Source organism: Pseudomonas sp. FYR_7 (assembly GCF_043106155.1).
Lineage (GTDB): Bacteria > Pseudomonadota > Gammaproteobacteria > Pseudomonadales > Pseudomonadaceae > Aquipseudomonas > Aquipseudomonas parafulva_B.
This window is the reverse complement of sequence record NZ_JBICMI010000069.1, coordinates 39,279-51,245: the sequence shown is the minus strand read 5'-3', so window position 1 is coordinate 51,245 and position 11,967 is coordinate 39,279. Positions and strand designations below refer to the sequence as shown.

At 61.5% G+C, this 11,967-nt stretch carries 13 protein-coding genes; 3 read left to right on the top strand and 10 right to left on the bottom strand.

The window, feature by feature from the left end; all coding sequences use genetic code 11:
• Positions 1 to 14: 14 nt before the first annotated feature.
• Complete coding sequence (locus ACF8R3_RS16880; RefSeq protein WP_058638719.1) at positions 15 to 656, bottom strand: hypothetical protein; 642 nt, start codon at positions 654 to 656, stop codon at positions 15 to 17.
• A gap of 355 nt (positions 657 to 1,011) precedes the next feature.
• Here ACF8R3_RS16880 and ACF8R3_RS16875 point away from each other — a divergent pair, with 355 nt between their 5' ends.
• Entirely contained in the window at positions 1,012 to 1,644 is a 633-nt protein-coding gene (locus ACF8R3_RS16875; RefSeq protein ID WP_196141319.1) for an SCO family protein, read from the top strand.
• A 127-nt stretch (positions 1,645 to 1,771) separates the two neighbouring features.
• Here ACF8R3_RS16875 and ACF8R3_RS16870 read toward each other — a convergent pair whose 3' ends face one another.
• From ACF8R3_RS16870 to ACF8R3_RS16860, 3 genes are all read right to left on the bottom strand, one after another.
• Positions 1,772 to 2,542 (bottom strand): MetQ/NlpA family ABC transporter substrate-binding protein, encoded by a 771-nt coding sequence (locus ACF8R3_RS16870; RefSeq protein ID WP_058638717.1) that lies wholly within the window; start codon positions 2,540 to 2,542, stop codon positions 1,772 to 1,774.
• 65 nt (positions 2,543 to 2,607) lie between these two features.
• Positions 2,608 to 3,279: a methionine ABC transporter permease gene (locus tag ACF8R3_RS16865; RefSeq protein ID WP_058603678.1), complete on the bottom strand. Its 672-nt coding sequence runs from the start codon at positions 3,277 to 3,279 to the stop codon at positions 2,608 to 2,610.
• Positions 3,279 to 4,286, bottom strand: coding sequence for a methionine ABC transporter ATP-binding protein (locus ACF8R3_RS16860; protein WP_100850549.1), 1,008 nt, complete (start codon positions 4,284 to 4,286; stop codon positions 3,279 to 3,281). Before ACF8R3_RS16860 ends, ACF8R3_RS16865 begins: the two co-directional genes overlap by 1 nt.
• Positions 4,287 to 4,508: 222 nt before the next feature.
• Between ACF8R3_RS16860 and katE the strand changes: the two genes are divergently transcribed.
• The gene (gene katE / locus ACF8R3_RS16855) at positions 4,509 to 6,644 is read left to right on the top strand and encodes a catalase HPII (RefSeq protein ID WP_027913244.1); all 2,136 of its coding nucleotides are present in this window, start codon (positions 4,509 to 4,511) and stop codon (positions 6,642 to 6,644) included.
• A gap of 45 nt (positions 6,645 to 6,689) precedes the next feature.
• On the opposite strand, the gene ACF8R3_RS16850 is transcribed toward katE, so the two are convergent.
• The 4 genes from ACF8R3_RS16850 to zur form a co-directional block, all read right to left on the bottom strand.
• A complete protein-coding gene (locus ACF8R3_RS16850; RefSeq protein ID WP_392515913.1) occupies positions 6,690 to 7,397 on the bottom strand; it encodes a PA5502 family lipoprotein in 708 nt (235 codons plus the stop codon).
• A gap of 125 nt (positions 7,398 to 7,522) precedes the next feature.
• Entirely contained in the window at positions 7,523 to 8,305 is a 783-nt protein-coding gene (znuB, locus tag ACF8R3_RS16845) for a zinc ABC transporter permease subunit ZnuB (RefSeq protein ID WP_058638713.1), read from the bottom strand.
• The gene (gene znuC / locus ACF8R3_RS16840; RefSeq protein WP_078477781.1) at positions 8,298 to 9,071 is read right to left on the bottom strand and encodes a zinc ABC transporter ATP-binding protein ZnuC; all 774 of its coding nucleotides are present in this window, start codon (positions 9,069 to 9,071) and stop codon (positions 8,298 to 8,300) included. Before znuC ends, znuB begins: the two co-directional genes overlap by 8 nt.
• Positions 9,068 to 9,553 (bottom strand): zinc uptake transcriptional repressor Zur, encoded by a 486-nt coding sequence (zur, locus tag ACF8R3_RS16835; RefSeq protein ID WP_058603684.1) that lies wholly within the window; start codon positions 9,551 to 9,553, stop codon positions 9,068 to 9,070. Before zur ends, znuC begins: the two co-directional genes overlap by 4 nt.
• A gap of 18 nt (positions 9,554 to 9,571) precedes the next feature.
• Here zur and ACF8R3_RS16830 point away from each other — a divergent pair, with 18 nt between their 5' ends.
• Positions 9,572 to 10,525: a zinc ABC transporter substrate-binding protein gene (locus ACF8R3_RS16830; RefSeq protein ID WP_230379073.1), complete on the top strand. Its 954-nt coding sequence runs from the start codon at positions 9,572 to 9,574 to the stop codon at positions 10,523 to 10,525.
• 92 nt (positions 10,526 to 10,617) lie between these two features.
• Here ACF8R3_RS16830 and ACF8R3_RS16825 read toward each other — a convergent pair whose 3' ends face one another.
• Positions 10,618 to 11,568: a homoserine kinase gene (locus ACF8R3_RS16825; protein WP_392515912.1), complete on the bottom strand. Its 951-nt coding sequence runs from the start codon at positions 11,566 to 11,568 to the stop codon at positions 10,618 to 10,620.
• A gap of 68 nt (positions 11,569 to 11,636) precedes the next feature.
• Positions 11,637 to 11,924 (bottom strand): DUF2782 domain-containing protein, encoded by a 288-nt coding sequence (locus ACF8R3_RS16820; RefSeq protein WP_027913237.1) that lies wholly within the window; start codon positions 11,922 to 11,924, stop codon positions 11,637 to 11,639.
• Positions 11,925 to 11,967: the final 43 nt, after the last annotated feature.

The window sequence follows — 11,967 nt, the reverse complement described above, 5'->3', positions numbered from 1 at the left end:
CAGCCCAGCCATGCTCAAGCCGGCTGGCCGAGCTCCACGCCCAGCTGACGTGACAGGCAGGGCCAACGCTTCCAGGCAGCGCCGGTTTCGGGGCTGCTCAGTTTTTCACGGTAGGCTTCCACAGATTCTGCGGCGAAGCTCTCGTCGTCGAGCATTTCATCGACCGAGTGGTGCACCACTTCATCGAGCTGATTGGCAAACGCCTCGCCGATCAGCTGGTGAGCGATCAGGTTGGCAACGGTGGTATCGACGGGGATGAGTGGCTGCTGGAAGTGCCGGATATACAGGTCGTTGACCTCCTCCACCAGGCGATGGGCCAGGTAGGCCTCGTCCAGCAGGCAGTCCAGGCCGACATGCCCTTGCATAACGCTAGGCGGCTGCAGGAAGTAGGCCTCGGCAATCTTCAGTACGGGCTTGATCTGCGACTCGATACCGGCTTCACGCGCCACCTCGTGGGCCGCTTCAAGCAGTTCCGGCACTTGATCGATGTAGGCACCCACAAAGCGCGCCAACGTGTCCTGAGCACCCTGCTCCGGCAATTGGATGGAAGGGTGCAGGTGCGGCAGTTGCAGCGCGAGGCGTTTTTTCAGCTGGCCGGTCTGGCCTTCATGTTGGTGGGCTTGATTCACCTGCTCGCGTACAGCAGCGATGTTCATGACAACTCCAAGGACAAATCGTTTCAAACGGAAGACACTAACTTAGCTGGATATTCAATTAAGTTAAGATCCATTTGTTATAAACGGATCCGATGCCTGTCGTATCCAGCATATATGGCGCTTCCTGCGTGACTGTTCCCCTTCAATTACACCGATTTAGAGCCATTGGGCTGTTGATGAAGTTCATTTCATGAAAACCGGGTGCACTGTGCTAATCGTCCCGCACAGCCCATTAAGACCAATGCAAACCGTGGCGCCGCGCCGCATGCGTAGCACGCCGGCATGGCGTACCCTAGCGCCTACCTTGTGCGCTGTTTATTGCAGTTATCGTCGACCTCAACCTGTTATCGAGCCCATGACCCGAACCCAGAAAGCCGTCTTCCTCATCGCTGCCCTGATCGTCGTGATCATGGGCCTGATCCTCAACAATGTGCTCAACGCCAAGCGCCCACCGAGCGCTACCGAGCTCATCGATGCCGGCATCATCCTGCTGCCGCAAAGCCGGACGGTGGCTGACGTGACCATGACCAACCAGAACGGCCAGCCGGTGCAGCTGGATGAGTTGAAAGGCAAGTGGTCGCTGCTGTTCTTTGGCTATACCTACTGCCCGGACATCTGCCCCACCACATTGGCGCAGCTGCGACAGGTAAAGAGTGAACTGCCCAAGCAGGCGCTGGACCGCTTGCAGGTGGTGTTGGTGAGCGTGGACCCCAACCGCGACACGCCGAGCCAGCTCAAGCAATACCTGGGTTACTTCGACAAGGACTTCGTGGGGTTGGCCGGTTCCGTGGAAGATACCCAGAAGCTGGCCAATGCGCTTAGCATCCCCTTCATCCCTGCCGACACCAGCAAGCCCGGTTACACCGTGGACCACAGTGGCAACCTGGCAATCGTCGGCCCGGACGGCCGTCAGCGTGGCTTCATTCGTGCGCCGTTCGACAGCAAGAAGTTGGTGGCCCGCCTGCCCGGTCTGGTCCGGGGCGACTGAGCATCTGTCAGGGCCCTGCGCGGGACCTGGCCTCTGGAGCGACAGCACAGGCGCATGACCACCGTGCTTGCGTCACGCTCCAAATGGCAACCTCACCCTGGGCCGCTTGGCGACCCAGGGTGCAGGCTCAGAACGCGGGTACTACAGCGCCTTTGTATTTCTCGGTGATGAACTGCTTCACCTCGGGCGAATGCAGGGCGGCTGCCAGCTTCTTCATGTCTTCACTGTCCTTGTTGTCCGGACGCGCGACGAGGATATTCACGTAAGGCGAATCGCTGCCCTCAATGGCCAGCGCATCCTTTTCCGGGTTCAACTTGGCTTCCAGCGCATAGTTGGTGTTGATCAGGGCGGCATCGACCTGGGTCAGCACGCGCGGGATGGTGGCCGCTTCTAGTTCGCGGAACTTGATGTTCTTCGGGTTCTCGGCAACGTCTTTCACGGTGGAGAGGATGTTGCTGTTGTCCTTGAGCTTGATGACGCCGGCCTTGTCCAGCAGCAGCAGGGCACGGCCACCGTTGGTGGCATCGTTGGGGATGACCACGGTAGCGCCGGATGGGAGTTCGTCGAGCTTCTTGATCTTGGTGGAATAAACGCCCAGCGGTTCGATGTGCACGCCAGTCACGTTCACCAGATCGGTACCCTTGGCCTTGTTGAACTCATCGAGGTAAGGCTGGTGCTGGAAGAAGTTGGCGTCGAGGCGCTTTTCCGCCACCTGCACGTTTGGCTGGATGTAGTCGGTGAATTCCTTCACCTTCAGCTCTACCCCTTCCTTGGCCAGCAGCGGCTTGACCACGTTGAGGATCTCGGCGTGGGGTACCGGCGTAGCAGCGACGGTCAGGGTATCGGCCTGGGCCGAGAAGGCCGCAATGGCGGCAGCGACAGCAAGCAGCTTCTTCATTGATCACTCCTTGTGAGGGCCGCGACGGCCCCCGAACGGGTCGGCCGAGCCGACCCCCATTGGGGTTACTTACGGGAAAAATGCACAACCAGCCGGTCGCCGACACTTTGCAGGACCTGCACCAGCACCAGCAACAGCACCACGGTCACGACCATGACGTCAGTCTGGAAACGCTGGTAGCCGAAACGAATCGCCAGGTCCCCCAGACCACCCGCACCCACGACACCGGCCATCGCGGTATAGGAAACCAGCGTGATGGCCGTGACGGTGATCGCGGCGAAGATCCCTGGCCGGGCCTCGGGCAACAGGGCGCTGGTGATGATCTGGCGCGTGGTGGCACCCATGGACTGTGTGGCTTCGATGATGCCGCGATCCACTTCGCGCAGAGCGGTTTCGACCAGGCGGGCGAAGAATGGCGTGGCACCCACTACCAAGGGCGGAATCGCACCCGCCACGCCCAGCGACGTGCCGGTGATCAGCACGGTGATGGGGATCATCACGATCAACAGGATGATGAACGGCAGCGAACGCAGCACGTTGACCACTAGCGACAGCAAGGCGTACACGCCCTTTTGTTCGAACATCTGGCGCGGACCGCACAGAAACAGCAGCACGCCCAGCGGTAGGCCCAGCAGCACGGTGAAGAACAGCGAGCCGAACAGCATGATCAGGGTATCGACGGTTGCCAACCAGATTTCGGCCCAGTCGACATTGGCAAAGAAACTCAAGGCGTCCATCAACGCAGTACCTCCATATGAACATCCGCGGCCTTGAAGCGGGCAAAGGCCGCTTGCATGTCGCCGCCGATCAGGGCAAGCGTGAGCTGACCGTAGGGGACGTCCTTGATGCGATCGATACGCCCGGCAAGGATGCTGTAGTCCACGCCGGTCTCACGGGCAACGGTACCCAGCAGCGGCGCGTAGGTGGCTTCGCCCTGGAAGGTCAGGCGTACGATGCGGCCTGGCACATGGGCGAAGTCGTCGCGCTGTTCGCCTTCATCGACGTGATCGTCTTCCTGCACGAAGCGCTTGGTGGTGGGGTGCTGCGGGTGCAGGAACACATCCGCCACCGAGCCTTGCTCGACGATCTGACCGGCGTCCATCACTGCTACCCGGTCGCAGACGCGGCGGATCACGTCCATTTCGTGGGTAATCAGCACGATGGTGAGTTTCAGCTCCCGGTTGATCTCGGCCAGTAGCTGCAGTACCGAGGCGGTGGTCTGCGGGTCCAGCGCGCTGGTCGCCTCATCACACAACAGGATCTTCGGGTTGGTCGACAAGGCACGGGCAATGCCGACGCGCTGCTTCTGACCGCCCGACAACTGCGCAGGGTACTTGCGAGCATGGTCCGACAGACCGACCCGGGCCAGAAGCTCGACCACGCGTTTGTCGATCTCGGCACGCGACAGTTGGCCAGCAAGGGTGAGCGGCAGGGCGACGTTGTCTGCAACGGTCTTGGAAGCCAGCAGGTTGAAATGCTGGAAAATCATGCCGACCTGTTGGCGAAAGCCGCGCAATTGGGTGGCATTGAATGCGGTCACTTCTTCACCGTCGACGATGATCTTGCCGCCTGAAGGCTCTTCCAGGCGGTTGATCAGGCGCAGCATGGTGCTCTTGCCGGCCCCGGAATGGCCGATCAGGCCGAACACCTGGCCATCCTCGATCGTCAGGGTCGTGGGATTCAGTGCGGGAATTTCTCTACCGGCAACGCGGTAAGTCTTGTGTACCTGTTGGAACTCGATCACGTAGCGAACCTTGTGGGGCGCATGGAAATTGATTCAGCGGTGGGCTGGGGGCCGCATTTTAGCCTTTTATAACCGCTGTTCTTAGCATTTATTTTGCCTCTGACCAATCTGAACGCTATATGGCGACAGCTGGTCATCCCGATGGAACGCTCGCGCCTCTGCCCGAGTCACTAGCTGGACAAGCCCGATCGGGCGCCTGAAGACTGATGAGGAAAGCCAACCATGCCCAGCAAGAACAAGGATGCGCCGAAGCACAGCGAGGCCGCAGGTACCCAGACCCCGGATCGGGCCAATACCAATGCCAAGCTGCAGAGCCTGGAAGCAGACCGCAGCGATGCCACCGGGCAGGCGCTGCGCACCAACCAGGGTGTGCGCATCTCGGACAACCAGAACACCTTGAAGGCCGGCGACCGCGGCCCCTCGCTGCTTGAAGACTTCATCATGCGCGAGAAGATCACCCATTTTGACCATGAGCGCATCCCGGAGCGTATCGTCCACGCACGAGGCACCGGTGCCCACGGTTATTTCCAGAGCTATGGCTGCCACGCCGAACTGACCAAGGCCGGCTTCCTGCAAGACCCGGAAAAGATCACCCCGGTATTCGTACGCTTCTCCACCGTACAGGGGCCGCGCGGCTCTGGTGACACGGTACGTGACGTGCGCGGCTTTGCCGTGAAGTTCTACACCGATGAAGGCAACTTCGACCTGGTCGGCAACAACATGCCGGTGTTCTTCATCCAGGACGCGATCAAGTTCCCGGACTTCGTACACGCCGTCAAGCCCGAGCCGCACAATGAGATCCCTACCGGCGGTTCGGCTCACGACACCTTCTGGGACTTCGTCTCGCTGGTGCCTGAATCGGCGCACATGGTCGTCTGGGCCATGTCCGACCGTGCCATTCCGCGCAGCCTGCGCATGATGGAAGGCTTCGGCGTGCACACCTTCCGCCTGGTCAACGCCGAAGGCGTGGCCCACTTCGTCAAGTTCCACTGGAAGCCCAGCGAGGGCGTGCACTCCGTACTGTGGGACGAGGCGCAAAAGCTGGCGGGCAAGGACACCGACTATCACCGTCGTGACCTGTGGGAAGCCATCGAAACCGGCGATTACCCGGAATGGGAACTGGGCGTGCAGATCGTGCCTGAGGCCGACGAGCACAAGTTCGACTTCGACCTGCTGGACCCGACCAAGATCATCCCCGAAGAGCTGGTACCGGTCACGCCACTGGGCAAGATGGTGCTCAACCGCAACCCGGACAACTTCTTCTCCGAGGTCGAGCAGATTGCATTCTGCCCAGGCCACATCGTGCCGGGCATCGACTTTACCAATGACCCGTTGCTGCAAGGTCGCCTGTTCTCCTACACCGATACCCAGATCAGCCGCCTGGGTGGCCCGAACTTCCACCAGATCCCGATCAATCGCCCGGTCGCGCCGAACCACAACAACCAGCGCGACGCGATGCACCAGCATATCGTGCACAAGGGCCGCGCCGCCTACGAGCCCAACTCCATTGATGGTGGCTGGCCGAAGGAAACCCCGCCCGGCCCTCGCGATGGCGGTTTCGAGACCTATCAGGAACGCGTCGATGCGCACAAGATTCGCCAGCGCAGCGATTCGTTCGGTGACCACTTCTCCCAGGCGCGCCTGTTCTTCCAGAGCATGAGCCCGACCGAACAGCAGCACATCATCAAGGCCTACAGCTTCGAATTGGGCAAGGTCGAGCGTGAGCACATCCGCGCCCGCCAGGTGAATGAAATTCTCGCCAACATCGACCTGAAGCTGGCAGCCGCCGTGGCCGAAAACCTAGGCCTGCCAGCCCCTAAAGCCGGTACCGTCAAGGTCAAGGGCAGCCAGCTGGCCGAATCGCCAGCCTTAAGCCAGATGAACCACCCGGGCAAGGTTGGGATCAAGGGTCGCAAGATCGCTGTACTGATCGCCAACGGCGTAGATGCTGCCAGTGTCGACAAGATGGTCAAGGCTCTGGAAGCGCAGAGTGCTCGCCCCATGCTGCTGGGCCCGACCTCTGCGCCTGTGAAGGCCGCCGACGGTACGCAACTGCCTGTGGATGCATCGATGGAAGGCATGCCGTCGATCATGTTCGATGGCATCGTCGTACCCGCTGGCAAGGCGTCCACCGATGCCATGGCGGCCAGTGGCCTGGCCAAGCACTTCCTGCTTGAGGGCTACAAGCACCTCAAGGCGATGGTGCTGACCCAGGAACTGCTGGCAACGTTGGGTCTGAAGGAGGACAAAGGTCTGCTGACCGGCGACGACCAGAAGGCCATGGACGCGTTCGTCAAGGCAGTGGAAGGCCATCGCGTGTGGGAGCGTGAAGCGGCTGCCGAAGCGGTTCCTGCTTAAATCACTGATGTATCAGGGGCTGCCTCGCAGCCCCTGTTCACTGGCTTAGCGCTGGTGGGGAACCAGCACCACCTGAGCAGGCAGCGCGCGCTGGATATCGTGCTTCTGTTTCAGCTCGAAGGTGCTGTCGATCTTGCGAACACGCTTGGCCAATAATGTCTTCAGCCACGGCGCATCCGCGCTGCGTGGCACCTGGAACACCACATCGCAACCATAGTTGACCACGTCGGCGGCAATGTCATCGAGTTGCTGGCGCATGGCTTGGATGTTGGTGGTTTCCAACGCAATGACCGTACTGGGCGCACTGGGGTCGATCACTCGAGCCCTGGGCCTGGCTTCTGCAGCCTTGAGTGCGGCTTCGGCCTTGGCCAGCTCGGCCTTGCGCGCTTGTGAAACGGCATCACCGCCAGTAACCGCCGGAGCCTGTGGCATGAGTGCGCGCGCGCGCGCCAGGGCTGTGACCGCCGCGTTCACGTCACCCTTCTGCAGCATGATCTGACTGCGTTGCAGGTAAGCTTCGGCCAGCTCGCGCTGGTATTGTTCAATGCGGCCGTCGCCAGGCGACTGCGCTTGCAGGGAGACCAGTTGGTCTTCTGCGGTGGCCAGCTCGTTGCTGGCGATATTTTGTTGCAATTGCTGCCATGCATCAGGCTGGGCAGGCGTGCTGGCCTGTTCGACCGGTGCTTGGGAGCACGCGGCGAGGAACAGAGAAAATACGCCAACAAGCAGACAACGGGAGGCAAACGGCTTCATTCCTGCGGCTCTCTATTTGCGCAAAAAGCGAGCAAGTCTACACCCAGGTGCGCACGCTCGAAAACTGGTCTTACAGACCCTTAACTGCGCCGAAGGTTGCAAGGCAGGCCTTGTAAGCCTTTCGCTCACCGTTTGGGCAGGGCCAGACTCAGCAAGAATAGCACCGCAGCGCACACCACAATGGATGGGCCGGCAGGGGTGTCCTTGAACCATGACAAGGCCAGCCCGCCGCAGACCGCGACTACGCCGATGACGCTGGCGCCTACAGCCATCTGCTCCGGAGAGCGCGCATGCCGTTGTGCAGCTGCCGCCGGAATGATCAATAAAGAAGTGATCAGCAAGACGCCGACGATCTTCATGGCCACCGCAATGACCACGGCAATGAGCAGCATCAGCGCCATGCGCAAGGTTGCAACCGGTAGCCCTTCGACCGTTGCCAGTTCTTCGTGGACGGTGACGGCGAGCAAAGGGCGCCACAAGACGGCGATCAGTACGAGTACCAGGGCGCTACCGCCCAGAATCCAGGCAAGATCGGTCGGGCTGATGGCCAGCAGATCCCCGAACAGGTAAGCCATCAGGTCGATGCGCACGTCGTGCATGAAGCTCAGCACCACCAGGCCCAGGGACAAGGTACTGGGCGCCAGGATGCCCAGTAGCGTGTCGGATGCCAGAGGCTGGCGTTGCTGCAAGGTCACCAGCAGAATCGCCAGCAACAGGCAGCCCACGGTGACGGCCAACGTGGGGCTGACATCCAGCACGAAGCCCAGGGCCACGCCCAGCAAGGCGGCATGGGACAGGGTGTCGCCAAAATAGGCCATGCGCCGCCAGACGACGAACGAGCCAAGAGGGCCAGCTACCAGCGCGAGGGACAGACCAGCGAGCAGGGCGTAGAGAAGAAAATCAGCCATGCTTGCAGTGCGCTCCGTGGACATGGGGGGATGGGGCGACCACCGAACCGTGCAGGTCGTGGCTGTGGTCATGATGATGGTGATAAATGGCCAGGCTCGGTGCGGTCTGGCCGAACAGTTCGACGAATGCCGGGTCACCGCTGACCTGCTCGGGATGACCGGAGCAGCACACATGGCGATTCAGGCACACCACCTGGTCTGTCGCACTCATGACCAGGTGCAGGTCGTGGGAAACCATCAACACGCCGCAACCCAGGCGGTCACGCAGTCGGGTGATGAGGTTGTAAAGCTCGGTCTGCCCTACCACGTCAACGCCTTGGACCGGCTCGTCCAGCACCAGCAACTGCGGCTCTCGCAGCAGTGCACGGGCCAGCAGCACGCGTTGCATTTCACCCCCGGACACAGTCTGGATCGGGCTGTCGATCACGTGCTCGGCGCCGACCTGCTGAAGCGCTGACAAGGCCGCCACGCGATCTACGCCGGGCACCAGGCGTAGAAAGCGCAGCACCGACAACGGCAACGTGGCGTCGACCTGGATTTTTTGCGGCATGTAGCCAATGCGCAGCCGGGGTTTGCGCCATACCGAGCCACGGTGTGGCTTTAGCAGCCCCAGCACGGCGCGGACCAATGTGGTCTTGCCCGCCCCATTGGGCCCAATCAGGGTGACGATCTGGCCCGGCGCGACTGCCAGGTCAATGCTGTCGAGCACGGCCTCGCCGCCATAGGTGACGCCGACCTGCTCCAGCCGGATCAGCGCGTCGCTCATGCCGCGTCCTTGCAGTTGCTGCACACGCCCACGACTTCGACGGTCTGGTTCTCGACCGTGAAACCCACGTGCCTGGCGCTGCCGACGATGGCATCGCTGATACTTGCCTGCTCCAGTTCAATGGCGATATGGCACAGCCGGCAAATCAGAAACTGCCCCTGGTGCGAATGCTCGGGATGGCTACAACCGATGAAGGCGTTCAGCGAGGCGATGCGGTGCACGAGGCCGTTTTCCAGGAGGAAGTCCAGCGCGCGGTACACCGTGGGCGGCGCCGCGCGACGACCATCCTGTTCGCTGAGCACCGCCAGGATGTCGTAGGCGCCCAGCGGTTTGTGGCTCTGCCACACCAGTTCCAGTACCCGGCGACGCAGCGCCGTCAGGCGCAGACCCTGACGGGCGCACAAGGCGTCGGCTTCGGCCAGGGCGCTGTGCACGCAATGGGAATGGTCATGGGGACGGTTGGCCAGCGGCGTAATGGACATGGGCAGCGACGATTCTGGATGGAGACGTTATTATGTTACCTGTTTCTGACGATTCGAGTACCTACCGTGGCCCGATTCCTTACCCTGTTTGTCGCTTTCATCGCATTTTCCGCCCACGCCGACGTGCGTGTGCTGACCAGCATCAAGCCACTGCAACAGATCGCCGCTGCTGTGCAGGACGGTGTCGGCAGCCCTGAAGTGCTGTTGCCGCCAGGCGCCTCGCCTCATCATTACGCATTGCGTCCCTCGGACGTGCGCAGGGTCGCGGATGCGGATTTGCTGTACTGGATCGGCCCGGACATGGAAGGCTTCCTGCCAAGGGTGCTGGGTAACCGCAGCAAGCCGACCGTCGCGGTACAGTCGCTGCCGGGCATGAAGCTGCGTCACTTCGGTGAAGACAGCCATTCCCATGACGAAGACCATGACGACCATGACCATGACCACCGCCCGGGCAGCCTCGATGCGCACTTGTGGTTGTCTTCGGTGAACGCCCGGGTGATCGCTGGAAAGATGGCCGCCGATCTCGCCAGCGCGGACCCTGCCAATGCCGACCGCTACAAGCGTAACCTGGCGGCGTTCACCCAACGCCTGGACGCGCTCGACGCCCGTATCAAGGCACGGGTAGCAGGCGTGGCCGGCAAGCCGTACTTCGTGTTCCACGAGGCCTTCGATTATTTCGAAGCTGAATATGGCCTCAAGCACACTGGCGTGTTCAGTGTGGCCTCCGAAGTGCAGCCCGGCGCTCAACACGTGGCCGCCATGCGCAAGCGGCTGCAGGAAGTGGGCAAGACGTGTGTCTTCAGCGAGCCGCCCTTGCGCCCTCGGCTGGCCGAAACCCTGACAGCCGGTTTGCCGGTGCGCCTGGCCGAGCTCGATGCGCTTGGCGGCACCGATCCGGTAAATGCGCAAGGCTACGAGCGCTTGCTCGACAAGCTAGGAAGCGACCTGGCGAGCTGCCTGGAGCAGTTGTAATGGTATGAGGTGGCGGCATGCCTGGGTTGAGCGCCGCCTGGGCAGCGCCTGATTCCCATGGGCAGACGCAGGGCCTGCCGACAGGATTCGGGTCAGAGGGCGAACGGCAGCTTCACGGCCACCTGCTGGCGCTGCGCCAGGCGCACTTCGAATTCGCTTGGGTCGTGGATCATCACGTCCATGCCGGCGAAGGACTCTGCCGCGATCAGGCGAGACAGCCAGAACCGCACGCAGGCAACGCGCAACATCTGCGGCCAGAGTTCAGCTTCGGCTGCCGTGAATGGCCGCAATGCGGCGTAGGCAGCAAGCAAAGCCTGGGCGCGGGGTACATCGATGCCGGCCTGTGCATCCAGGCACCAGTCGTTCAGGGTAATGGCAATGTCGTACAGCATCGGCCCCGAGCAGGCATTGTAGAAGTCGATGACCCCAGACAAGTGGATGCCTTCGAACATCACGTTGTCGCGGAACAGGTCGGCATGCAGGTTGGCCCGGGGCAATGCCAGGATCTGCGCCTGGTAGGCGGCGATTTCATCCAGCGCCGGTTGCAGCAGGCTGGCCTGCTCGGCGTTCAGGCGCGGCAGCAGTTCGGCCCCGGCGGCTAGCATCCACTCAAGGCCTCGGTCCGTGCGGCGCTCGATGATGTGTTCGCGGGTGGCCAGGTGAATGTGTGCCAGCAGTTCACCGACCTGGGCACAATGCTGGGCATTGGGCGCCTTGATATGTTTGCCCGAGAGCCTGGGTTGCAGCAGCGCCGGCTTGCCGCACAGTTCGCGCAGGCCATGGCCGTCACGGTCACGAATGGCGTAGGGCACTGGCATCCGGGCCGTGTGCAGGGTATCGAGCAACTCGATGAAGAACGGCATGTCCTCGCTGGGCCCACGCTCGATCAGCGTCAGCACGAACTCCCCCTGTTCGAGGCTGACGAAGAAATTGCTGTTCTCGGTGCCGGCGGCGATACCCTGGAAATCGAGCAGACGACCCAGCTCGTAAGGTGCCAGAAAGGTTTCCAGCTCAGGCCGGGTCACGGGGGTGAAGACTGACATGATGAAAGATTGCCCATGCAGGCACTTCTGGCCGAAGTGCCGGGTTGATGTGAACGGTGCGCGTCAGATTACCACTCGAAGATCTTCCAGGACGGAATCAGCATGTCCGGCTGGTCGGAACGAATGAAATTGCCATCGGAGCCATCGGCGCGTACCAGAAAGTAAGGCTTGCCATGTTTGGGCGTGATCTTGATCGCATACAGGAAGCCGTTTTGGCGATATTCCTGGATGGTCTTGTCGCCTTCCGTGCGAATGGTCACCTCGGGATCGGCCGAGGGCGCGTCATCCGCCGCCAAGGTGACGACGGGCAGACCTGCCATCAGGCAGAGCAGTAACAGGCGATTGAGTGTACGCATGATAACCTAGTCCCTTTGTCGTCAATGATTCTGGCTATTCTAG